General features: G+C 60.2%; 23 protein-coding genes. 21 read left to right on the top strand and 2 right to left on the bottom strand.

Features of this window, described 5'->3' with window-relative positions; all coding sequences use genetic code 11:
- Window positions 1-47 precede the first annotated feature (47 nt).
- Window positions 48-644 carry a nucleotidyltransferase family protein gene (locus tag ABQX22_RS07935; protein WP_349798226.1) on the top strand — a complete coding sequence of 199 codons (597 nt, stop codon included), beginning with the start codon at window positions 48-50 and terminating at the stop codon, window positions 642-644.
- A gap of 67 nt (window positions 645-711) precedes the next feature.
- Here ABQX22_RS07935 and rne read toward each other — a convergent pair whose 3' ends face one another.
- Complete coding sequence (gene rne / locus ABQX22_RS07930; RefSeq protein WP_441005253.1) at window positions 712-3987, bottom strand: ribonuclease E; 3276 nt, start codon at window positions 3985-3987, stop codon at window positions 712-714.
- Window positions 3988-4701: 714 nt separating this feature from the next.
- Between rne and rluC the strand changes: the two genes are divergently transcribed.
- From rluC to sppA, 3 genes are read left to right on the top strand one after another with little or no spacing between them, the layout of a single operon-like run.
- A complete protein-coding gene (gene rluC, locus ABQX22_RS07925; protein WP_349798222.1) occupies window positions 4702-5658 on the top strand; it encodes a 23S rRNA pseudouridine(955/2504/2580) synthase RluC in 957 nt (318 codons plus the stop codon).
- On the top strand, window positions 5648-6328 hold the full coding sequence (locus ABQX22_RS07920; protein WP_349798220.1) for an HAD-IA family hydrolase: 681 nt from the start codon (window positions 5648-5650) through the stop codon (window positions 6326-6328). Before rluC ends, ABQX22_RS07920 begins: the two co-directional genes overlap by 11 nt.
- 7 nt (window positions 6329-6335) lie before the next feature.
- Entirely contained in the window at window positions 6336-7340 is a 1005-nt protein-coding gene (sppA, locus tag ABQX22_RS07915) for a signal peptide peptidase SppA (RefSeq protein WP_349798218.1), read from the top strand.
- Window positions 7341-7394: 54 nt separating this feature from the next.
- Here sppA and ABQX22_RS07910 read toward each other — a convergent pair whose 3' ends face one another.
- Window positions 7395-7973 (bottom strand): Maf family protein, encoded by a 579-nt coding sequence (locus ABQX22_RS07910; protein WP_349798216.1) that lies wholly within the window; start codon window positions 7971-7973, stop codon window positions 7395-7397.
- A gap of 106 nt (window positions 7974-8079) precedes the next feature.
- Between ABQX22_RS07910 and ABQX22_RS07905 the strand changes: the two genes are divergently transcribed.
- The 17 genes from ABQX22_RS07905 (at window position 8080) to ABQX22_RS07825 (ending at window position 21842) form a co-directional block, all read left to right on the top strand.
- Window positions 8080-8607, top strand: coding sequence for a YceD family protein (locus ABQX22_RS07905; protein WP_349798215.1), 528 nt, complete (start codon window positions 8080-8082; stop codon window positions 8605-8607).
- 13 nt (window positions 8608-8620) lie between these two features.
- A complete protein-coding gene (rpmF, locus tag ABQX22_RS07900) occupies window positions 8621-8803 on the top strand; it encodes a 50S ribosomal protein L32 (protein WP_002552688.1) in 183 nt (60 codons plus the stop codon).
- Window positions 8804-8807: 4 nt separating this feature from the next.
- Window positions 8808-9815 (top strand): phosphate acyltransferase PlsX, encoded by a 1008-nt coding sequence (gene plsX, locus ABQX22_RS07895; protein ID WP_349798209.1) that lies wholly within the window; start codon window positions 8808-8810, stop codon window positions 9813-9815.
- Window positions 9816-9962: 147 nt separating this feature from the next.
- Window positions 9963-10901 carry an ACP S-malonyltransferase gene (fabD, locus tag ABQX22_RS07890; RefSeq protein WP_349798207.1) on the top strand — a complete coding sequence of 313 codons (939 nt, stop codon included), beginning with the start codon at window positions 9963-9965 and terminating at the stop codon, window positions 10899-10901.
- 16 nt (window positions 10902-10917) lie between these two features.
- The gene (fabG, locus tag ABQX22_RS07885; RefSeq protein WP_349798205.1) at window positions 10918-11658 is read left to right on the top strand and encodes a 3-oxoacyl-ACP reductase FabG; all 741 of its coding nucleotides are present in this window, start codon (window positions 10918-10920) and stop codon (window positions 11656-11658) included.
- A 185-nt stretch (window positions 11659-11843) separates the two neighbouring features.
- Window positions 11844-12080 carry an acyl carrier protein gene (acpP, locus tag ABQX22_RS07880; RefSeq protein WP_081567453.1) on the top strand — a complete coding sequence of 79 codons (237 nt, stop codon included), beginning with the start codon at window positions 11844-11846 and terminating at the stop codon, window positions 12078-12080.
- 109 nt (window positions 12081-12189) lie between these two features.
- Complete coding sequence (gene fabF / locus ABQX22_RS07875; protein WP_349798202.1) at window positions 12190-13434, top strand: beta-ketoacyl-ACP synthase II; 1245 nt, start codon at window positions 12190-12192, stop codon at window positions 13432-13434.
- Window positions 13431-14249 (top strand): aminodeoxychorismate lyase, encoded by an 819-nt coding sequence (pabC, locus tag ABQX22_RS07870; protein ID WP_349798200.1) that lies wholly within the window; start codon window positions 13431-13433, stop codon window positions 14247-14249. Before fabF ends, pabC begins: the two co-directional genes overlap by 4 nt.
- A gap of 3 nt (window positions 14250-14252) precedes the next feature.
- Complete coding sequence (mltG, locus tag ABQX22_RS07865; protein WP_349798199.1) at window positions 14253-15473, top strand: endolytic transglycosylase MltG; 1221 nt, start codon at window positions 14253-14255, stop codon at window positions 15471-15473.
- Window positions 15474-15492: 19 nt separating this feature from the next.
- Window positions 15493-16137, top strand: coding sequence for a dTMP kinase (gene tmk, locus ABQX22_RS07860; RefSeq protein WP_349798197.1), 645 nt, complete (start codon window positions 15493-15495; stop codon window positions 16135-16137).
- A complete protein-coding gene (locus ABQX22_RS07855; RefSeq protein WP_349798195.1) occupies window positions 16130-17116 on the top strand; it encodes a DNA polymerase III subunit delta' in 987 nt (328 codons plus the stop codon). Before tmk ends, ABQX22_RS07855 begins: the two co-directional genes overlap by 8 nt.
- Window positions 17117-17164: 48 nt before the next feature.
- Window positions 17165-17521, top strand: coding sequence for a PilZ domain-containing protein (locus ABQX22_RS07850; protein ID WP_349798193.1), 357 nt, complete (start codon window positions 17165-17167; stop codon window positions 17519-17521).
- Between the two features lie 14 nt (window positions 17522-17535).
- A complete protein-coding gene (locus ABQX22_RS07845; RefSeq protein WP_349798191.1) occupies window positions 17536-18321 on the top strand; it encodes a TatD family hydrolase in 786 nt (261 codons plus the stop codon).
- 485 nt (window positions 18322-18806) lie between these two features.
- Window positions 18807-19469 carry a TetR/AcrR family transcriptional regulator gene (locus ABQX22_RS07840; RefSeq protein WP_349798189.1) on the top strand — a complete coding sequence of 221 codons (663 nt, stop codon included), beginning with the start codon at window positions 18807-18809 and terminating at the stop codon, window positions 19467-19469.
- 70 nt (window positions 19470-19539) lie between these two features.
- Window positions 19540-20145, top strand: coding sequence for a DUF4823 domain-containing protein (locus tag ABQX22_RS07835; protein ID WP_349798187.1), 606 nt, complete (start codon window positions 19540-19542; stop codon window positions 20143-20145).
- A gap of 9 nt (window positions 20146-20154) precedes the next feature.
- Complete coding sequence (locus tag ABQX22_RS07830) at window positions 20155-20718, top strand: DUF1285 domain-containing protein (RefSeq protein ID WP_349798185.1); 564 nt, start codon at window positions 20155-20157, stop codon at window positions 20716-20718.
- A gap of 113 nt (window positions 20719-20831) precedes the next feature.
- Window positions 20832-21842 carry an aspartate-semialdehyde dehydrogenase gene (locus ABQX22_RS07825; protein ID WP_349798183.1) on the top strand — a complete coding sequence of 337 codons (1011 nt, stop codon included), beginning with the start codon at window positions 20832-20834 and terminating at the stop codon, window positions 21840-21842.
- The last annotated feature ends 7 nt before the right edge of the window (window positions 21843-21849 follow it).

The raw sequence follows: 21849 nt of genomic DNA, 5'->3' as shown, positions 1-21849 counted from the left end.
GCCGTGGTGTGACAAAGTCGTGCGTTGAGCGAGGGGAGGGCCTGAGCATGCGTGAAACCCTGTGCGCCATTGTGCTTGCCGCAGGCCAAGGCAGTCGCTACCGGCAGATCGCCGGTGAGCACCGCAACAAGCTGTTGGCGCAATGTTCAGGCCGCGATGGCACTGAGCGCGCGGTGCTGGAGCATGTCCTGTCCACTGTTCGTCCCTTGGTCGACAAGTGCGTGGTCGTCACGCGGCCCGACTATGTCGGTGTGGCCGAGCTGGGTTTGCAACACGGCTGTGAGGTGGTGATCCTGGATTCGCCTGGCATGGGCGACAGCATCGCCGCTGCCGTCGCGGCGCAACCCGATCACCGGGGCTGGCTGATCGTGCTGGGTGACATGCCGTTCATTCATGTCGATACCCTCAAGCAAGTCATTCACTCACTGGATCACGAGGCGATCAGCGTGCCTGTGCTGGCAGGCCAGTACGGGCATCCGGTTGGTTTCGGCCGGGAGTTTGGTCCAGCGTTGATGACGCTCGCAGGAGAGAAGGGCGCCAAGCGGTTGTTTCGCGGTGCCACCGTCAAGGATATCGTTGTTGATGATCCTGGCGTGTTGTGGGACATCGATGTGCCTGCCGCTCTGGAATTCCTGCCTCGATAAGCCTGAATCGGAGGTATAAAAAAACCCCACCTGCTCACACAGGTGGGGTTTTTTCATTCAGCGAGGATCAAGCGAGCGGTTTAGGCTCATTGCTTTCTTCCCGCTCTGCGGCCTCTTTCAGCAGGCGTTCAGCTTCAAGGCGGCGACGACGAACTTCACGAGGATCGTTCGGCGCGCGACCGCTGCTGCTGACAGGCAGTGCAGGCGCTTCTTCGGCAGCAGCAGGCTCGGCAACGGCCGGCTCAGCAACAACCGGGTCGGCGACTGTCGGTTCAACAACTACCGGTTCAGCTACCACGGGTTCAGCAGTCACTGGCGACGCGACGATTTCCGGCGCAGCCAGTGCAGCCGGCGCTTCGAACGGTGCAGCTTCGCTGATGACCGGCTGAACAGGCGCAGGCTCTGCGGCGGGTTTAGTCACGGCAGTTTCAGCGGCGACTGGCACTTGAACCGGTCCCTGTTCGGTTTCGACTGCAGGCGCTTCGACCGCATGCGCTTCAGCTACCGGCGCTTCAACTGTAGGCGCTTCAACCACAGGCGCTGGAGCCGGCTTCGGTGCTTCGGCAACGACTGGCGCTTCAACAGCGGCCGGTGTTTCGAACAGCTCAGCCTGGGCCGCCGCTTTGACCTGGCGTTCGAACGGAGCCAGGGTGGCGTCGAAAGGCGCGACCTCGACTTCTGGCGCCAGGGCAGGGCGAGGAGTCGCCTGAGCCGCAGGTGCTTCGATGGCCGGTACTTCTACCGCAGTGGTTTCGACCGCTGGCGATTCAACCGCCGGCAATTCAACCTGAGTGTCTGCGGTTGCGTTGGCACGCTCAGCCTGACGGTGAGCCTCTGCTTCGGACGGCGCGCTGATGACGGTGTTGGCGATGGCTGCATTGACGGCCACTGCGGCGGCGACATCGTTGGCCTCGGCTTCTTCGCCTTCTTCACTGCCTTCAGAGCCTTCGATCACATCACCGTTGGCATCACGCTGACGCTCGCGACGGTTGCTGCGACGACGCTGACCACGGGAGCGGCGGCGTGGACGATCGCCTTCGGTATGTTCCTGGCTGTCGTCCTGTTGCTCTTCGTTCAGCACCACTTCTTCTTCAGTCTCGGCCGCTACCGGCTCTGGCTGTTCAACACGTGGCTGACGCTCTTCACGCGGTGCACGAGGCTGACGCTCCTCACGCGGTGCGCGTTCCGGACGCTCTTCCCGTGGCACGTTGACCGCAGCAGGTTCCGCGTCCAACGGCTCGCGCAGTTCACGGACCGGACGATCTTCGCGGGATTTGCGGTCTCCACGGGGAGCGCGCTCCTCACGCGGGGCGAGAGCCGGACGCTCTTCACGGGGTGTGGTGGTTTCTTCGCGGGCTTCACGGGGTTCGCGTGCTGGACGCTCTTCACGTGGCGCACGTTCCTCGCGCGGTGCCCGTTCTTCACGTGGCGCACGCTCTTCGCGCGGGGCGCGATCTTCACGGGCTTCACGCGGGGCGCGTTCTTCGCGAGGCTTGCGTTCTTCATCACGGCGGCCGTTACGGCTGCGGCTCTGTTGACGACCGTTGCGACGCTCCTCGTTACGGGCAGGACGCTCGGCGGCGGCAGGCTTCTCCACGACAACCGGTGCTGCAGGCTCTTCCTTGGTGGCGAACAGGCTCACCAGGGATTTCACCAGGCCTTTGAACAGGCTTGGCTCATGAGGTGCAGGCGTGGCAACCGGCGCTGGCGCGGCGACTTCGGTCGGGACCGGCGCGTTGGCGCGGGCAGGCGCGGTCTTCACGGCGGCTTCCTGGCGAACCAGGGTGCGGGTGGCAGCGGCCGGCGGTGCGACTTCTTCCACTTCGGCCGCGGCCGCAGCGATCTCGTAGCTCGTCTGCAGGGTGTGGGCTTCCGGGCTGTCATCACGCAGGCGCTGCACTTCGAAGTGCGGCGTTTCGAGATGATCGTTCGGCAGGATCACGATGCGGGCACGGGTGCGCAGTTCGATCTTGGTGATCGAGTTGCGCTTCTCGTTGAGCAGGAACGCGGCAACCGGGATAGGGACCTGAGCACGCACTTCGGCAGTACGGTCTTTCAGGGCTTCTTCTTCGATCAGGCGCAGGATCGCCAGGGACAACGACTCGACGTCACGGATGATGCCGGTGCCGTTGCAGCGAGGGCAGACGATGCCGCTGCTTTCACCCAGGGAAGGACGCAGGCGTTGACGGGACATCTCCAGCAGGCCGAAGCGCGAGATGCGGCCCACTTGAACGCGGGCACGGTCGGCTTCCAGGCTTTCGCGGACTTTTTCTTCCACGGCGCGCTGGTTCTTGGCCGGCGTCATGTCGATGAAGTCGATGACAATGAGGCCGCCGATGTCACGCAGACGCAGTTGACGGGCGATTTCTTCAGCCGCTTCAAGGTTGGTCTGCAGTGCGGTTTCTTCGATGTCGCTGCCTTTGGTGGCGCGCGCCGAGTTGATGTCGATGGACACCAGGGCTTCGGTCGGATCGATGACGATGGAACCGCCCGACGGCAGCTCGACGACACGCTGGAAGGCGGTCTCGATCTGGCTTTCGATCTGGAAGCGGTTGAACAGCGGAACGCTGTCTTCGTAGAGCTTGATCTTGCTGGCGTACTGCGGCATCACCTGACGGATGAACGTCAGCGCTTCTTCCTGAGCCTCGACGCTGTCGATCAGCACTTCGCCGATGTCCTGACGCAGGTAGTCGCGGATGGCGCGGATGATGACGTTGCTTTCCTGGTAGATCAGGAAGGGTGCGGAGCGATCCAGCGAAGCTTCTTTAATGGCGGTCCAGAGTTGCAGCAGGTAATCGAGGTCCCACTGCATTTCTTCGCTGCTGCGGCCCAGGCCGGCAGTGCGCACGATCAGGCCCATGTCGGCAGGCGCGATCAGACCGTTCAGCGCTTCACGCAATTCATTGCGCTCTTCGCCTTCGATACGGCGGGAGATACCACCGGCACGGGGGTTGTTCGGCATCAGGACCAGATAACGACCGGCCAGGCTGATGAAGGTGGTCAGGGCTGCGCCCTTGTTGCCACGCTCTTCTTTTTCGACCTGAACGATGACTTCCTGGCCTTCGGTCAGGACATCCTTGATGTTGACGCGGCCTTCGGGGGCTTTCTTGAAGTATTCGCGGGAGATTTCTTTGAGGGGCAGGAAGCCATGGCGCTCAGAGCCGAAATCGACAAAAGCGGCCTCAAGGCTCGGCTCGATACGAGTGATCCGGCCCTTGTAGATGTTGGCCTTCTTCTGCTCGCGGGCCCCGGACTCGATGTCCAGGTCGTATAGGCGCTGGCCGTCTACCAGCGCAACACGCAACTCTTCGGGTTGAGTTGCGTTAATCAGCATTCTTTTCATGTAGTACCGTCGGTTTCCGGGCTGCCGGAAACGGCGTTCGGCACACACGACTTCTCACGGTCGGTGTCAGGGCACGTCAAGAGTGGTTGGACACTCCAGTGTCTAGCGAACATGGGCCAAAGGGGCCTGGCTCGCGACGACGTTTCCTGCTTGCTGTGGTGACAAATGACACCCTGTCAGCAAAAGCTTTGTCAGGAGGAGGAATCAACGATCGGCTGCGGACGATATGAAGCGTCTTGATAAAGCCTTGCTACGCAGTCCGACTGTTGTGCGTCTCCACCCCACACGTATCCCTGATAATTCGGGTGCTGCCGCGCGCTGAATCCGCAGCGGGTTTGCATTTACCGCGATCCTTCGATGGGAAGTTCGCGCGTCATGGCTCAAATAAGGCATGGTTTCCGAAGTATTCGCCCGGAGGTGCCTGCAAACGACTGCACTTTGTGAACTGGCCTTGAACATGGGCCTCGATGACGAGTGACTCACTCTGCGATCGGGCTTGTTTCAGGCCTCATGTCACCTGCGCTTGTTACGTATGCAGGCTTCCGTTGTCACCGAAAGCCTCGTAGGACGGCCTCGCGCCCTCGTGAATTGCGTTGGTCACGGCCGGTTGTCATACCGTTGATCCGATGTCCAGGCCGCTTTTGGCGGCGTTCGCGACTATAGCAGCAATCATTAAGTGCTTCAAATCCATAAAAAATTGTTATGATTTGCGCCATGACGAATATCACCCCTCCAACCCCCAGTGTCCAGCTGGTTGAGGTTGCGCCGGAGCTTGCCGGTCAACGCATCGATAATTTCCTGATCACGTACTTGAAGGGCGTTCCCAAAACCTTGATTTACCGCATATTGCGCAAAGGCGAAGTGCGAGTGAACAAGGGGCGGATCAAGCCCGAGTACAAGCTTCAGGCGGGCGACATTGTGCGCGTTCCACCCGTTCGGGTGCCGGAGCGCGACGAGCCGGTGCCGGTGGCTCAGGGGCTGTTGCAGCGCCTTGAAGCGGCGATTGTCTATGAAGACAAGGCGCTGATCGTGCTCAACAAGCCCGCAGGCATCGCGGTTCACGGTGGCAGCGGCTTGAGTTTTGGTGTGATTGAAGCCTTTCGTCAGTTGCGTCCCGATGCCAAGGAGCTGGAACTGGTCCACCGGCTGGATCGTGACACCTCGGGCCTGCTGATGATTGCCAAGAAGCGCAGCATGTTGCGCCATCTGCACGAGCAACTGCGGGGCGACGGTGTCGACAAGCGCTACATGGCGCTGGTCCGTGGCAACTGGGCGACGTCGGTCAAGCAGGTTCGTGCGCCATTGATGAAAAGCAATCTGCGTTCGGGTGAGCGGATGGTGGAGGTCAATGAAGAGGGCAAGGAAGCATTGACCCTGTTCAAGGTACTTCGTCGCTTTGGCGATTTTGCGACGATGGTCGAGGCGCGGCCCATTACCGGCCGCACCCACCAGATCCGCGTCCATGCACTTCACGCAGGTCATGAAATAGCCGGCGACACCAAATACGGCGACGAAGGCTTCAGCAAAGAGATTCGGGACCTGGGCGGCAAGCGCCTGTTCCTGCACGCTTACGCATTGACCGTGCCCATGCAGGACGGTACTGCCTTGAAAGTGGAAGCGCCCGTCGATGAGATGTGGGCCAAGACCGTGGAGCGATTGAGTGCGGCCTGATTATGACCTGCTGATTTTTGACTGGGATGGCACGCTGGCCGATTCCATTGGTCGGATTGTCGACGCAATGCGCGAAGCTGCCGTGCTGTCAGGTCGGCCTGTTCGGGATGATCTGTCTATAAAAGGCATCATCGGCCTCGGTCTGCCCGAAGCGATTCGTACCCTTTATCCTGATATTTCCGGCAATGACCTGATCGATTTTCGTCAGGTCTACGCTGACCGCTACATGGCGATGGATGCCGAACCGTCGAAGCTGTTCGATGACGTGCAGGCATCACTGGATCATTTTCGCGCCCAGGGTTACCGGATGGCCGTTGCCACGGGGAAGGCGCGCAGAGGCCTGGACCGGGTGCTGAAAGCCCACGGCTGGACCGAGTATTTCGACATCACCCGCGCTGCGGATGAAACGGCCAGCAAGCCTGATCCCCTGATGCTGCACGAGATACTTGAGCACTGCGGCGTAAGGCCTGAAAAAGCCCTGATGGTCGGCGACTCATCGTTTGACCTGTTGATGGCGCGCAACGCCGGCATGGACTCGGTTGCGGTGGGTTACGGTGCGCAGGCACTGGATTCGCTGCGAACCTATCAGCCGCGACTGGCCATCGACCATTTTTCTGAATTGCGCACCTGGCTGGGTGCGCGCAGCGTTGAATCTTCGTTGTTGGAGTGATTGATTTATGTCGGACGAATGGAAAGCAACGGGTTCGCGGAGCGACGATGAAGTTGTTAACGCAAAGGCTGACGCGAAAAGCTGGAAGCTGCTGGAAAAGACCCTGCTGGCCGGTGTGCAGGAGCAGCGTCGTTCTCGCCGCTGGGGGATTTTCTTCAAATCCCTGACCTTCCTTTATCTGATCGCAGCGCTGTTTATCTTTTCGCCGCTGATGGATTTTGAAAAGGGCGCATCCCGCACCTCGAGCCACACGGCGTTGATCGACATCCAGGGCATGATCGCCGACAAGGAAGCGGCCAGTGCCGACAATATTGTCACGGCATTGCGGGCGGCTTTTGATGACGAGAAAACCAAGGGTGTGATCCTGCGCATCAACAGCCCGGGCGGCAGTCCGGTGCAGTCGGGCTACATCTATGATGAGATTCGTCGTCTGCGCGCGCTGAAGCCCGACATCAAGGTGTACGCGGTCATCAGTGATCTCGGTGCATCAGGTGCTTACTACATTGCCAGCGCTGCGGATCAGATCTATGCGGACAAGGCCAGTCTGGTGGGTTCGATCGGTGTGACGGCTGCAGGTTTCGGTTTTGTGGGCACCATGGAGAAGCTGGGTGTGGACCGCCGGACCTACACGTCGGGCGAGCATAAGGCTTTTCTGGACCCGTTCCAGCCGCCCAAGCCGGAAGAGACCGCGTTCTGGCAGAGCGTGCTCGACACCACCCACAAGCAATTCATCGCCAGCGTGAAAGCCGGTCGCGGTGATCGCTTGAAGGACAAAGAGCATCCGGAGCTGTTTTCCGGTCTGGTCTGGACTGGCGAGCAGGCCGTGGCGCTAGGCCTGGTCGATGGGTTGGGCAGTTCCAGTTCGGTCGCGCGTGACGTGATTGGTGAGAAAGACATCGTCGATTACACCGTTCAGGAGTCACCGTTTGATCGCTTCTCCAAAAAGCTGGGCGCGAGCATGGCCGAGCAGATTGCGATGTGGGCGGGCTTCAACGGACCAAGCTTGCGCTGATTGGCGTTTGAGCGGCAGCAAACCCGGCCATTGGTCGGGTTTGTTCGTTGAGGATCAGGGCAGCTGTACGCCTTCATTCAGCAACATGTCCACCAGCCTTATTAAAGGCAAGCCGATGAGGCTGGTGGCATCAGGGCCTTCAGTGGCCCGGAACAGGCTGACGCCCAAGCCTTCGGCCTTGAAGCTGCCCGCGCAGTCGTAAGGCTGCTCGGCGTGCAGGTAGCGTGTGATGCAGGCGTGGTCCAGATCGCGCATGTGGACTGTGAAGCTTACGCAATCAACCTGACAGTCGCCGGTGTCACTATTAAGCAGCGCCAGCCCCGTCAGGAATGAAACGCTTCTGCCGCTGCTGGCTGAAAGCTGTTCCAGTGCACGCTCGAACGTGTGCGGTTTGCCAAGAATCTGGTCGTCCAGCACCGCCACCTGATCGGAACCGATGATCAGGTGCCCGGGATAGCCCGTTGCCAGGGCCTGGGCCTTTTCCTTCGCGAGTCTGCGCACCAGCGCCATGGCAGGCTCGTCGGGGTGCCGGGTTTCATCGATGTCCGGCGACGCACAGATGAATGGCAACTGCAGGCGATCGAGCAATTCCCGGCGATAGGGTGAGCTGGAGGCGAGGAGCAAAGGCAGCATGAGGTTCTCCGTAACATGAAAGTCGAGTGTAATCAGTGGCTCGCACTACGAACAGACAGGAATTTCCTTTGACACTTACAAGGCTCGTCCCTAGAATGCTGCGCCTATGTTGAATGACCCGATTCCACCTCACGTTGACCCGCGCAAATTAGCTGACCGTGGCACTACTCTTCAGGGAGCAGTACCGCTGGCTGATTTGGAGAGACTCTGCGACCCGCTTGCTGACAATCTCGGTACAGTGCAGGCGAAATTCGTTTTTGAACGAGACGAACGCCGGTCTGTGGCTATCCACAGTACCATCGACGTTGAAGTCAAAATGGTTTGCCAGCGTTGTCTTGAGCTGGTCACCCTGCCGATCCACAGCGAATGCAGTTATGTCGTGGTGAAGGAGGGTGCAAACACCCAGTCGTTGCCGAAAGGCTATGACGTGCTGGAACTCGGCGAAGATCCATTGGATCTGCTGGCCCTGATCGAGGAGGAGCTACTGCTCGCCTTGCCCATTGTGCCGTTGCATGATCCGAAAGAATGCCAGCCGCCGGCGGGCCTCGATGAGCCCGAGCCGAGCGAGGACGAGGTAACGCGGTCCAACCCGTTCAGTGTATTGGCGCAGTTAAAGCGTGACCCAAACGTTTAGGAGTTAATCAATTATGGCTGTTCAGCAGAACAAAAAATCCCGCTCTGCCCGTGACATGCGTCGTTCTCACGACGCTCTCGAGGCAAGCACCCTGTCTGTGGAAAAGACCACTGGTGAAATTCACCTGCGTCACCACGTATCGCCAGAAGGCGTATACCGTGGCCGTAAAGTGATCGACAAGGGCGCTGACGAGTAATTTCTTGTCCGCTCCGGTCATCGCGATCGACGCAATGGGCGGGGACTTCGGTCCCCGCAGCATTGTTCAGGCCAGCATTGCCTGCCTGCTCGCTACACCCTCGCTCCACCTGACCCTCGTTGGTCAAGCTCCCCTTATTGAAGACTTGATTGCCCGCCATTCCGGTGTGGATCGCTCGCGCCTGCTCGTTGTTCATGCCGCAGAGGTCATCTCCATGGATGATCGCCCGGCGCTGGCACTGCGCGGCAAGCCGGATTCGTCCATGCGCGTGGCCCTGCAGCTGGTGGCCAGCGGCCAGGCCCAGGCGTGCGTCAGTGCCGGAAATACAGGCGCCTTGATGGCGTTGTCGCGTTTCGTGCTCAAGACGCTGCCCGGTATCGACCGCCCGGCGATGGTCGCCGCCATTCCGACGCAGCGCGGTCATTGCCAGTTGCTGGACCTGGGGGCGAATGTCGACTGTACCGCGCAACACCTTTATCAGTTCGCGGTGATGGGCTCGGTGCTGGCGCAGACGCTGGGGGTGAATCACCCGAAAGTGGCGCTGCTTAACGTCGGCACGGAAGACATCAAGGGCAATCAACAGGTGAAGCTTGCCGCGACATTGCTGCAAGCCGCTCAAGGGCTCAATTACGCCGGTTTCATAGAGGGCGACGGTCTCTATCGGGGCGAGGCGGACGTGGTGGTGTGCGACGGCTTTGTGGGCAACGTGCTGCTCAAGTCCAGCGAAGGGTTGGCGACCATGATCGGCGAGCGCATCGAAACCCTGTTTAATGGCAGCCCCTTCACCAAAGCGATAGGGCTGCTGGCAACGCCGTTACTGAAGCGCCTGAAGGACGATCTTGCGCCAGCGCGACTCAACGGCGCGAGTTTTCTCGGGTTGAACGCGATTGTGGTCAAGAGCCATGGTGCGGCTGGCGTTCAGGGCTTCCAGAGCGCGATTGAGCGTGCCCTTGTGGAAGTTCGGGAAAACCTGCCAGAGCGCCTTGGGGAGCGTCTGGAGGCATTGCTGTAGGTGTCTGGATGCGGTGTAAATCGCGACATCCGCTAAAATGTGACGCCAGTGACTGGCTGGTCATCCAAATGACCAACTGTTTCGCATAGAATTCTCGCGCACGGCCAAGGCCGGGCGTTTCTACGACAATAATCAGGGGCTTGTTTAATGTCTGCATCCCTCGCATTCGTCTTTCCAGGGCAAGGTTCGCAATCACTCGGCATGCTAGCCGAGCTGGGCGCTCAGTACCCGTTGGTCCTGGAGACGTTCAAAGAAGCCTCCGCTGCATTGGGCTACGATCTCTGGGCACTGACCCAGGAAGGCCCTGAAGAGCAGCTCAATCAAACCGACAAAACCCAGCCGGCGATCCTGACCGCGTCTGTTGCGCTGTGGCGTGTATGGCTGGCTGAAGGCGGTGCGCGTCCGGCTTTCGTCGCCGGCCACAGCCTGGGTGAATACAGTGCGCTGGTGGCGGCCGGCAGCCTGTCACTGGCTGACGCGGTAAAGCTCGTAGAGCGTCGCGGTCAGTTGATGCAGGAGGCCGTGCCTGCCGGGCAGGGCGGTATGGCTGCGATTTTGGGGCTGGATGATGCAGATGTCATCGCCGCCTGCGCTGAAGCCGCCCAGGGCGATGTGGTCAGCGCGGTCAACTTCAACTCGCCCGGCCAGGTGGTCATCGCCGGGGCAAAGGCAGCGGTCGAACGCGCCATCGAGCTGTGCAAGGCCAAGGGCGCCAAGCGTGCGTTGCCTTTGCCGGTCAGCGTGCCGTCCCATTGCGAGCTCATGCGTCCTGCGGCTGAGCGTTTTGCCGAATCGGTCGCCGCCATCGATTGGCAGGCGCCACAGATTCCCTTGGTGCAAAACGTCAGCGCCAGCGTTGTCTCCGATCTGGACACGCTGAAGACTGATTTGCTGCAACAGCTGTACAAGCCTGTGCGTTGGGTCGAGTCGATCCAGACACTGGCAGCCAGTGGCGCCGTCCAACTGGTCGAATGCGGGCCGGGCAAAGTGCTGGCCGGTCTGAACAAGCGTTGTGCCGAAGGCGTGACGACTTACAACCTCAATACCCCAGACGCTTTCGCCGCCACCCGCGCGGCGTTGGCTTGATTAAGGAGACGCTTGCATGAGCCTGCAAGGTAAAGTTGCATTGGTCACCGGTGCCAGCCGCGGCATCGGCCAGGCCATTGCGCTGGAGTTGGGCCGTAATGGCGCGACCGTTGTTGGTACCGCGACCTCCGAAGCAGGTGCCGAACGCATCACCGCAAGCTTCAAGGAGCACGGTATCGAGGGCTTCGGCCTCGCGCTGGACGTCTGCAGCAACGAGTCGGTCAGCTCGACCCTGGCAACCATTCAGGAGCGTGTTGGCGCGCCATTGATCCTGGTCAATAACGCCGGTATCACACGTGACAACCTGATGATGCGCATGAAAGATGACGAATGGCATGATGTCATCGACACCAACCTGAACAGCCTGTATCGCCTGTCCAAGGGGGTCTTGCGCGGGATGACGAAGGCCCGTTGGGGTCGAATCATCAGCATTGGTTCTGTAGTGGGTGCCATGGGCAACGCAGGCCAAGTAAACTATGCCGCCGCGAAAGCGGGGCTCGAAGGTTTCAGCCGCGCCCTGGCGCGTGAAGTGGGTTCGCGGTCAGTGACCGTGAACTCGGTGACCCCCGGGTTTATCGACACTGATATGACCCGTGAGCTGCCACAGGCACAACGTGATTCCCTGACGACTCAGATTCCTCTGGGTCGACTGGGGCAGGCCGAAGAGATCGCGCACGTGGTCGCTTTTCTTGCTTCGGAAGGTGCAGGCTACGTTACCGGGGCTACAATCCCCGTGAACGGCGGCATGTACATGTGACGGGCCGCTTCAAAAAAATGTAATACGGGCTGCCTAAAATCCGTTATAAAGCTGAAATCTTTTAACGGGCAGAAGGCGATGGGCGTAGCGGGATTTGCGTTTAGCTTGAAATTCGCAAAACCTCTTCTATACACTTACCCATCGGCCTGCTGCCTGAATTTGTCCACTAGGAGTTAAAACACGGTATGAGCACCATCGAAGAGCGCGTCAAGAAAATCGTTGCCGAACAACTTGGCGTCAAGGCAGAGGAAGTCACTAACACTGCTTCTTTCGTTGAAGACCTGGGTGCTGACTCTCTTGACACCGTTGAGTTGGTAATGGCTCTGGAAGAGGAATTCGAGACTGAAATCCCTGACGAAGAAGCCGAGAAGATCACCACTGTTCAAGCTGCTATCGATTACGTTACTGCCCACCAGGCATAACAGTTTGTAGTCGTTGCTTGCTGTCGTGGAAAAACCGCACTGCCCCCCGGCGTGCGGTTTTTTCTTTAAGAACGCGGCAGCGTGTCGTCATTAAAAGAAGGAGAGTCCTGTGTCGCGTAGACGCGTCGTGGTCACCGGTATGGGTATGCTGACGCCATTGGGCACCGATGTGCCGAGTACCTGGCAAGGCATTCTGGCTGGCCGCAGTGGCATTGGCCTTATCGAACACACGGACCTTTCGGCCTACAGCACCCGTTTCGGTGGATCTGTCAAAGGCTTCGATGTCGAGCAGTACCTGTCGCTCAAAGAAGCCCGCAAGCTTGATCTGTTCATTCAGTACGGGTTGGCGGCAGGCTTTCAGGCCGTTCGCAATGCGGGGCTTGAAGTCAACGATTCCAACCGCGACCGCATCGGTGTGGCCATGGGTTCAGGCATCGGCGGCCTGACCAATATCGAAGACACCAGTCGTATCCTGCATCAGTCGGGCCCTCGGCGGATTTCGCCGTTTTTCGTGCCTGGCTCGATCATCAACATGATTTCCGGTTTCCTGTCCATTCACCTCGGTGCACAGGGACCTAACTACGCCATCGCCACAGCGTGTACCACCGGTACGCACTGCATCGGCATGGCCGCGCGTAATATCGCGTATGACGAAGCCGACGTGATGATTGCCGGCGGCGCCGAGATGGCAGCCTGCGGTCTGGGCATGGGCGGATTCGGTGCCTCACGGGCGCTGTCCACGCGCAACGACGATCCTGCCCGGGCCAGTCGGCCGTGGGACAAGGGTCGCGACGGTTTCGTGCTCTCCGACGGTGCCGGTGCGCTGGTCCTGGAAGAGCTGGAGCACGCCAAGGCACGGGGCGCCACCATCTACGCCGAACTCATCGGTTTCGGCATGAGTGGCGATGCGTTCCACATGACCTCTCCACCAGACGATGGCTCGGGTGCGGCACGCTGCATCACCAACGCCCTGCGTGACGCCAAGGTCAATGTCGAACACGTGCAGTACATCAACGCACACGGCACCTCGACGCCGGCCGGTGACCTGGCCGAAGCGAACGCCATCAAGTCCGTGTTCGGCGATCACGCTGCCAAATTGGCGGTCAGCTCGACCAAATCCATGACCGGGCATTTGCTGGGCGCTGCGGGCGCAGTGGAAGCCATCTTCAGCATCCTGGCAATCAACGGCCAGGTGGCGCCTCCGACCATCAACCTCGATGAGCCGGACGAAGGATGCGACCTGGACTTCGTGCCGCATGAAGCGCGCAACATGCCGATCGATGTGGTCTTGTCCAACTCGTTCGGTTTCGGTGGGACCAACGGCTCTCTGGTGTTCCGCCGGTTCGCCGAATGACCTTGTGCTGGATCGATGGCGTCCCGGCCGACACCCTGTCCGTCAAGGATCGAGGGTTGGCCTACGGGGATGGCTTGTTCGAGACGGTGTTGGTGAAATCCGGCAAGCCAGTGTTGTTCGAGCGTCACCTGCATCGACTCGCGTCCGGCGGCCAGCGCCTGACGCTGGCGCTGGACCTGACGCTCCTGCGGCGTGAATGCTCGCTGTTCGCCGCTCAGATGGGCCAAGGAGTGATGAAGCTGATCGTCACCCGTGCAGATGGTCAGCGCGGGTATGCCCCCGCAACCGATGCAGTGCCTCGCCGCATACTTCAAGGCAGCCTGCTGCCAACCTATCCCGAGGCGCACGCCAACGAAGGCATTCGTCTGTTCCCCTGTCAGACTCGTCTCGCCGAGCAGCCTCTTCTGGCCGGTCTCAAACACTTGAACCGTCTTGAACAGGTCATTGCTCGCGGCGAATGGCAGGACAGTGTCCATGCCGAAGGGCTGATGCGGGACACCTCCGGTCGTTTGATTGAAGCGGTGTACAGCAATCTGTTTCTGGTCAAGAACGACATCCTGCTGACCGCCGACCTGAGCCGATGCGGTGTGGCCGGCGTCATGCGTGCGGAGTTGCTGGATCAGGCGCAATCGGCAGGTGTCCAGGTCAGGATCACTGACCTGCAGATGGCCGATCTTGAGCAGGCCAGTGAAGTGTTCGTCTGTAACAGCGTTTACGGCGTGTGGCCGGTTAGGGCTTTTGAGCACCAGAACTGGCCGGTTGGTCCGCTCACCCGTAAACTGCAAAATCTTGCCTGCAGGCTTCTGGATATCTGATTCGTGATCCGAAAATTATTGGTCTTGCTGGAAACCGGTATTGTCCTGGGGGGATTGTTGTTGGGGCTGGCGTTCTGGCAGCAGAACACGGCATTGAATCAAACCCTCAACCTGACTCAGGAACAGCTGCTGGACGTCCCGGCAGGCTCCTCGCCTACCGGGGTGCTCAACCGCTTGCAAGCGGACGGCGTGATCAAGGACGCGTTCTGGCTACGTGTCTATTGGCGGTTCAACCTTGCCGAACAGTCGCTGCACAGCGGCGAGTACCGCATGAGTCCGGGCATGGACGCCAAGTCCCTGCTGACGTTGTGGCAGAAAGGCGAAGTCGTGCAGTACAGCCTGACGTTGGTCGAAGGCTGGAATTTTCGTCAGGTGCGCGCAGCCCTCGGCAAGCAGGAAAAACTCGAGCAGACCCTGGCCAACCTCAGCGACAGCGAGTTGATGACCAGATTGGGACATCCCGGCGTGTTTCCGGAAGGCCGTTTCTTCCCCGATACCTATCGCTACGTGCGCGGCATGACCGACGTTGAGCTGCTCAAGCAGGCCTATAACCGCCTCGATGAAGTGCTCAACGAAGAGTGGGAAAAACGCGCCGCCGCCGCACCGTATGACAACCCTTATCAAGCCCTGATCATGGCCTCGCTGGTGGAAAAAGAAACGGGCGTGCCTCAGGAGCGCGGGCAGATCGCCGGTGTGTTTGTGCGCCGCCTGCAACAAGGCATGATGCTGCAGACCGATCCCACCGTGATCTACGGGCTGGGCGAGCGCTACACCGGCAAGCTGACCCGCGCGTTTCTCAAGGAAGCGACGCCGTACAACACCTACGTGATTTCCGGCTTGCCACCGACCCCGATTGCGATGGTGGGCCGTGAAGCGATTCACGCGGCGATGAACCCGGTGGAGGGCAGCAGTCTTTATTTCGTCGCGCGTGGCGATGGCAGCCATGTGTTCTCCGCCAACCTGGATGCGCATAATGCGGCGGTGAAAGAGTTTCAGCTAAAACGTCGCACCGACTACCGATCCAGCCCCGCGCCGGTGACTGTTCCAGCGCCGGTGGTTGAGCCTGCATCGCCTGCCGTGCCGGTGGCGCCCGCTGAGGCATCGATGCCGGGATCGGACAGTGCCGCGACGCCGCCACCCGCTTCGGGCTCAGCCGCTGAAAAGCCCGCGACGGCACCGGATGACGCCGATAAACGTGAAGACCGCGGGCAAGCGCCGCAATGAATCTGATTAAGGACCGTCTGTGACTGGCTTGTTTATTACCCTGGAAGGTCCGGAAGGCGCGGGCAAAAGCACCAACCGCGAGTACCTCGCCGACTGTCTGCGTGGCCGGGGCATCGATGTAGTGATGACCCGTGAGCCCGGCGGCACGCCGCTGGCAGAGCGGATTCGCGAGCTGCTGCTGGCACCGAGCGACGAGGTCATGAACGCCGATGCCGAGCTGTTGCTGGTCTTCGCCGCGCGGGCACAGCATTTGGCCGAAGTCATCAAACCGGCACTGGCCCGTGGCGCGGTGGTGCTATGCGACCGGTTTACCGATGCCACCTACGCGTACCAGGGCGGGGGTCGTGGCTTGTCGATCGAACGCATTGCCACCCTGGAGCATTTTGTACAAGGCGCCTTGCGCCCGGATATGACGCTGGTGTTCGATCTGCCGGTGGAAATCGGCCTGGCACGGGCCACGGCCCGCGGCCGACTGGATCGTTTCGAGCAGGAAGGTCGCGCGTTCTTCGAGGCGGTCCGCAGCACCTACCTCAATCGCGCCGCCGCCGCTCCAGAGCGTTATCGGTTGGTGAACGCTGCCTTGTCGCTGCCAGAGGTGCAGGCCTCGCTTGATGCGCTGCTGCCTGAGCTGCTGAACCTGCTGGCGGGACGCGCCCGTGGCTGAGGCCTACCCGTGGCAGGACAGCCTGTGGCAGCAGATGGCCGGCCGCGAGCAGCACGCGCATGCCTACCTGCTGCACGGCCCGGTGGGGATCGGCAAGCGTGCGCTGGCCGAACGTTTGATGCACCGCTTGCTGTGCCAGCGTCCGGTCGGGCTGGATGCGTGCGGGAGCTGCAAATCCTGCCTGTTGCTCAAGGCCGGCAGCCATCCCGACAACTACATCCTGGAGCCCGAGGAAGCCGACAAGGCGATCAAAGTCGATCAGGTGCGTGATCTGGTCAGTTTCGTGGTACAGACCGCACAGATGGGCGGGCGCAAAGTGGTGTTGATCGAGCCCGTCGAGTCGATGAACATCAATGCGGCCAATGCGTTGCTCAAGAGCCTTGAAGAACCCTCGGGCAACACCGTGTTGCTGCTGGTCAGCCATCAGCCGAGCCGTCTGCTGGCGACCGTGAAAAGCCGATGCGTGCAGCAGGCCTGTCCGCTGCCCAGCGAAGCCATGAGCCTGGCCTGGCTCGCCGATGCCTTGCCGGGGTCAAGTGACGAGGAGCGGGTCGAGCTGCTGACCCTGGCGGCCGGTTCGCCATTGGCCGCCGTTAGCCTTCAGGCGCAGGGCGTGCGTGAACAGCGTGCGCTGGTGGTCGACGGCGTGAAAAAGTTGCTCAAGCACCAGGTCTCGGCGACGCAATTGGCCGAGGGCTGGAAAGACATTCCCCTGCTGCTGCTGTTCGACTGGTTCTGCGACTGGTCCCACCTGATCCTGCGCTACCAATTGACGCAGGATGAAGACGGCCTGGGGCTGACCGACATGCGCAAGGTGATTCAGTACCTGGCGCAGAAATCCGCCCAGGGCAAGGTGCTGTCCATGCAGGACTGGGTCTTGGCCCAGCGGCAGAAAGTCATGTCCAAGGCGAACTTGAACCGAGTTCTGCTGCTCGAAGCGTTATTGGTGCAGTGGGCAGAGCTGACCGGTCGAGGGTAGACTGGCCTGCGCTGCGCCACACAAACGGATCACCCACGGGGAGTCACGATGAGTTTGCCACTGAGTCCAGGTCCACGTAATGGCATTCTGTCCCTGACCATCAAGGACAAGTCAGTCCTTTACGCCGCGTATATGCCCTTCATCAGGAACGGCGGGCTGTTCATCCCAACCAGCAAAAGCTACAAGCTGGGTGACGAGGTGTTCATGCTGCTGAACCTGATGGACGAGCCGGAGAAAATCCCGGTGGCCGGCAAAGTCACCTGGATCACGCCCAAGGGCGCCCAAGGTAACCGCGCAGCCGGCGTGGGCGTGCAGTTCAACGACGGCGACAACACCGCGCGCAACATGATTGAAAATTACCTGGCCGGCGCCCTCAAGTCCGACCGTCCCACTCACACGATGTAAGTTGCCACGCTCCCATGCTCGTAGATTCCCATTGCCACCTCGATCGTCTTGACCTCACCGAACACGCAGGCTCCCTGGATGCGGCGCTTGAAGCGGCGCGGGGCAGGGGTGTCGGGCATTTTCTCTGCATTGGCGTGAGTGCCGACAACGCAGGCGCGGTCAAGGCGCTGGCCGAGCGGTACGACGACGTGGATTGCTCGGTAGGGATTCATCCGCTGGACCTCAAGCCGGGCGAAGCGCCTGCGCTGGAGTGGTTGCTGGCTGAGCTGGATCACCCGCGCGTGGTGGCCATCGGCGAAACCGGCCTGGATTATCACTACGAGCCCGAAGCGGCTGACCTGCAGCAGGCTTCGTTTCGTTTGCACCTGCAGGCCGCAAACATCACGGGCAAGGCGGTGATCGTACACACCCGTGGCGCCCGTGCCGACACGCTGACCCTGCTGCGCGAAGCGGCGTTGCCCCAGGGCGGCGTGCTGCATTGCTTCACTGAAGACTGGGAGATGGCCAAGGCCGCGCTGGACCTGGGCTTTTATATTTCCTTGTCGGGCATCGTCACCTTCCGCAATGCCGAAGCGCTGCGGGACGTGGCCAGCAAAGTGCCGGCGGATCGGCTGCTGGTGGAAACCGATTCGCCGTATCTGGCGCCTATCCCGTACCGGGGCAAACCCAATCTGCCTCAGTACGTGCGCGAAGTGGCGGAGTTTCTGGCCATGTTGCGCGGCGAAAGCTACGAGCGCTTTGCCGAGCAGACTACCGACAACTTCCGCCGTCTGTTTCCACTGGCTCACGTCAGCGTCTGAAGCAGTAAATCGCAGGCAAAAAAAACCCGGGTTCTGGGGGGTGAATCCGGGCTAAGACCATTAGGAGTAAAACAAAGACACGCTGTCCGTCTGTGTCTTTACTGGCGCGCCATTTGGGGGAGATGCCACGTCAGCGACTGTAAGTATTGGTCAGATTCAGCCGACGTCCAGCGCTGTTTGTACGTTTTTTAAACAGTTTTGGAATACCCCGCCCGGTCTTGATACCCCAAACCCAACCCTCGATGTTGATTCTCCGCGACCTGCCTGAAAGTTCTTCGATTTGGCCTGACGGCGCCCTTAACTGCGCCCCGAGAATTTTCAGCACCGTGCGGTCACACTTTTTACAGTCTTGCGATTGGCGATCATTTCGCGAGCGCTTGTCTGGTTCTGGCAGTCAATGTGGTCGGAGAACGGATGATCCGTGCAATTTGATAAGAGATAGGCATAATGTGCAGCTTCGATTTGGAACCCACAGTCGCCTTCCTATGCAGAAAGAACCTCGTAAAGTCCGTGAGTTTCGGCGTCGTGAGCAGGAAATTCTCGACATCGCGCTCAAACTTTTCCTCGAACAGGGCGAAGACAGCGTCACGGTCGAAATGATCGCGGATGCGGTCGGTATCGGCAAAGGCACGATCTACAAACACTTCAAATCCAAGGCCGAAATTTACCTGCGCCTGATGCTCGACTACGAGCGCGATTTGAATGAGCTGCTGATGTCTGCCGACGTCGACAAGGACAAGGAGGCGCTGTCCCGCGCCTACTTCGAGTTCCGCATGCGCGATCCGCAGCGCTACCGATTGTTTGATCGCCTGGAAGAAAAGGTAGTCAAGGGCAGTCAGGTGCCAGAGATGGTGGGCGAACTGCACAAGATCCGCGCCTCCAACTTTGAACACCTGACGCTGCTGATCAAGGGCCGTATCACCGAAGGCAAGCTTGAGGATGTGCCGCCGTATTTTCACTACTGCGCGGCATGGGCATTGGTGCACGGCGCCGTGGCGCTTTATCACTCTCCGTTCTGGAGCAATGTGCTCGAAGATCAGGAAGGCTTCTTCCAGTTCCTGATGGACATCGGCGTGCGCATGGGCAACAAGCGCAAGCGTGATGGCGACCCGGCTCAACAGCCCAAGCCGGAAATCTCCGACAGCTGACTGAAGTGGCGCAAAAGCTGCATTAGACGACCATTCGCCGGTTTTCCGTCGCCGGCCTTTGGAGAGAATGATGCGTAGCCTGCTGTTAGTACTGGCGCTGTTGGCTTTGAGTGGTTGCATGCACGTGAGCGATATGGCGCAGGGCGCGCGTGATGAACTCAGCGACGCCGGGCTGCTGGATCACAGCTCTACCCGCCGGGTCAGCAACTGGCGCTTGCAGCCGGACTCTTTCATCTTTATCGCCCAGGGTGCATTTGTGCCGCCGGGTGGCGCTTATCCCCGTCCCAACGTCGTCGCCGAAGAAGCCTTCAAGGGCTTCGTCGAGTATTTCCCTATGGTCCGCCGGGCCAAGGGCCCCGAAGGTCTGGACGAGGCGATGAACGAAGCGCGGGCGGCAGGCGCTCACTACCTGTTGTACACCCGGTTTGCTCGGGCCGATGACCGCATTGGCAACTTCGATGAGTGGTCCGATCAGGAAGCCCTCGACCGGCTGGGCATCGACAGCGGTGTCATTCAACTGATGTTGATCGAAACCAATACCCGTTATCTGATCGATTCAGCGCGCATTCACAGCCGCGGCGGGTTGCTGACTCTGCATGACACCAAACCTGAAGATTTGCTTGGTCCGCCCATGGAAGACTACGCTCGTAGCCTCATTGGTGTAGAGCGTCGCTAAGGAGCAAGCATGAGTGATCCGGGCAAGGCCGACGATTTGTTGGCGCAGATCGCAGGTTCCGGCAAGGGGTTGCCGCCGGTGCACCTGTGGAATCCGGCTTTTTGTGGCGATATCGACATGCGCATCGCCCGGGACGGCACCTGGTACTACCTGGGTACGCCTATCGGCCGAAAACCCATGGTGCGCTTGTTCTCCAACATCATTCGCCGGGACGGTGACAGCTACTTTCTGATCACCCCGGCGGAGAAAGTCGGTATCACGGTCGACGACGCGCCTTTCGTCGCGGTGCTGCTGGAGGTGCAGGGGGAGGGCGAGCAGCAGGTGCTGCGTTTTACCACCCATGTCGACGACAGTGTAGAGGCAGGCCCCGACCATCCACTGCGGGTCACGATCGACCCGGTCACGCAAACGCCGTCGCCTTATCTGTTGGTGCGCAGCAACCTCGAAGCGCTGATTCATCGCAACGTGTTCTACCAACTGGTGGATCTGGCGGTCACGCGGGAGATCGACGGCGAGCGTTGGCTTGGTGTGTGGAGCAACGGTCAATTCTTCACGATCGGTCTGGAGCCATGAGGTCGGACCTCGCCAAACGTCTCGTCCACCGCCCTGGCTGCAGTGCCCGTTCAATTGCCTGTCGTGTGATCGGCGGGTACAGTGCCGCTCCCTGATTTTCCTGAGGTTTTTGCATGAGCCAGTCCTTTGATATCGCCGTTGTCGGCGCCACCGGTACTGTCGGCGAAACCATCGTCCAGATTCTTGAAGAATTCGAGTTCCCGGTTGGCACGCTTAATTTGCTGGCCAGCGCCGAATCTGCTGGCCACTCGGTACCTTTTCGGGGCAAGAACGTCCGTGTGCGCGAAGTCGATGAATTCGATTTCGGCAAGGTCCGGTTGGCGTTCTTCGCGGCGGGTCCGGCCATTACTCGTAGTTATGCAGCCCGCGCTACTGCCGCCGGCTGCGCGGTGATTGATCTGTCCGCCGGCCTTGCCGTCGAGCAGGCGCCCAATATCATTCCTGAAATCAACGCCGCGCTGCTGGCCGGCCTGACCAGGCCGTTTCAGGTCGCGTGTCCGAGCCCGAGCGCGGCAGCCCTGGCGTTGGTCATTGCCCCACTGCGCGATGTACTCGACGTGCAGCGACTCAGCGTCACGGCTTGCCTGGCCGTCTCGAGCCAAGGGCGCGAAGGCGTGACCGAGCTGGCGCGGCAGACCACCGAGCTGCTCAATATCCGTCCGCTGGAACCCAAAGTGTTTGATCGGCAGATGGCGTTCAACGTGCTGGCGCAAGTCGGTACGCCAGACGCCCAGGGCCATGTCCCGCTGGAAAAACGTTTGGTTGCCGAGTTGCGCGAGTTGCTGGCGCTGCCTTTACTCAAGGTTTCTGCAACGTGCATTCAGGTGCCGGTGTTTTTCGGCGACAGTTTCAGCGTGTCATTGCAGGCCGCAGGCCCGGTTGACCTCGCAGCGGTCAATGCACTGTTCGACGCGGCGCAGGGTGTGGAGCTGGTCGACGCCGGGGATTATCCGACCGCAGTAGGTGATGCTGTCGGGCAGGACACGGTCTATGTAGGACGTGTCCGCCAGGGTATCGACGATGCGTCGGAACTCAATTTCTGGGTCACGTCTGATAATGTGCGCAAGGGCGCGGCGCTCAATGCTGTGCAGGTGGCGCAATTGTTGATAAAAGACGTTGTGTAAAAGATAC

It is taken from the genome of Xanthomonas sp. WHRI 1810A, from assembly GCF_040202885.1.
Classification (GTDB): Bacteria; Pseudomonadota; Gammaproteobacteria; order Pseudomonadales; family Pseudomonadaceae; genus Aquipseudomonas.
Note: the sequence above shows the minus strand (reverse complement) of the source record. Positions and strands in the feature narration are given on the sequence as shown.

Bases quoted from the DNA above. Each gene is read 5' to 3' on its own strand.
- ABQX22_RS07935 (WP_349798226.1), top strand. From the start codon at position 48: ATGCGTGAAACCCTGTGCGCCATTGTGCTTGCCGCAGGCCAAGGCAGT.
- rne (WP_441005253.1), bottom strand. From the start codon at position 3,987: ATGAAAAGAATGCTGATTAACGCAACTCAACCCGAAGAGTTGCGTGTT.
- rluC (WP_349798222.1), top strand. From the start codon at position 4,702: ATGACGAATATCACCCCTCCAACCCCCAGTGTCCAGCTGGTTGAGGTT.
- sppA (WP_349798218.1), top strand. From the start codon at position 6,336: ATGTCGGACGAATGGAAAGCAACGGGTTCGCGGAGCGACGATGAAGTT.
- ABQX22_RS07910 (WP_349798216.1), bottom strand. From the start codon at position 7,973: ATGCTGCCTTTGCTCCTCGCCTCCAGCTCACCCTATCGCCGGGAATTG.
- ABQX22_RS07905 (WP_349798215.1), top strand. From the start codon at position 8,080: ATGTTGAATGACCCGATTCCACCTCACGTTGACCCGCGCAAATTAGCT.
- rpmF (WP_002552688.1), top strand. From the start codon at position 8,621: ATGGCTGTTCAGCAGAACAAAAAATCCCGCTCTGCCCGTGACATGCGT.
- fabD (WP_349798207.1), top strand. From the start codon at position 9,963: ATGTCTGCATCCCTCGCATTCGTCTTTCCAGGGCAAGGTTCGCAATCA.
- fabG (WP_349798205.1), top strand. From the start codon at position 10,918: ATGAGCCTGCAAGGTAAAGTTGCATTGGTCACCGGTGCCAGCCGCGGC.
- acpP (WP_081567453.1), top strand. From the start codon at position 11,844: ATGAGCACCATCGAAGAGCGCGTCAAGAAAATCGTTGCCGAACAACTT.
- pabC (WP_349798200.1), top strand. From the start codon at position 13,431: ATGACCTTGTGCTGGATCGATGGCGTCCCGGCCGACACCCTGTCCGTC.
- ABQX22_RS07850 (WP_349798193.1), top strand. From the start codon at position 17,165: ATGAGTTTGCCACTGAGTCCAGGTCCACGTAATGGCATTCTGTCCCTG.
- ABQX22_RS07845 (WP_349798191.1), top strand. From the start codon at position 17,536: ATGCTCGTAGATTCCCATTGCCACCTCGATCGTCTTGACCTCACCGAA.
- ABQX22_RS07840 (WP_349798189.1), top strand. From the start codon at position 18,807: ATGCAGAAAGAACCTCGTAAAGTCCGTGAGTTTCGGCGTCGTGAGCAG.
- ABQX22_RS07835 (WP_349798187.1), top strand. From the start codon at position 19,540: ATGCGTAGCCTGCTGTTAGTACTGGCGCTGTTGGCTTTGAGTGGTTGC.
- ABQX22_RS07830 (WP_349798185.1), top strand. From the start codon at position 20,155: ATGAGTGATCCGGGCAAGGCCGACGATTTGTTGGCGCAGATCGCAGGT.
- ABQX22_RS07825 (WP_349798183.1), top strand. From the start codon at position 20,832: ATGAGCCAGTCCTTTGATATCGCCGTTGTCGGCGCCACCGGTACTGTC.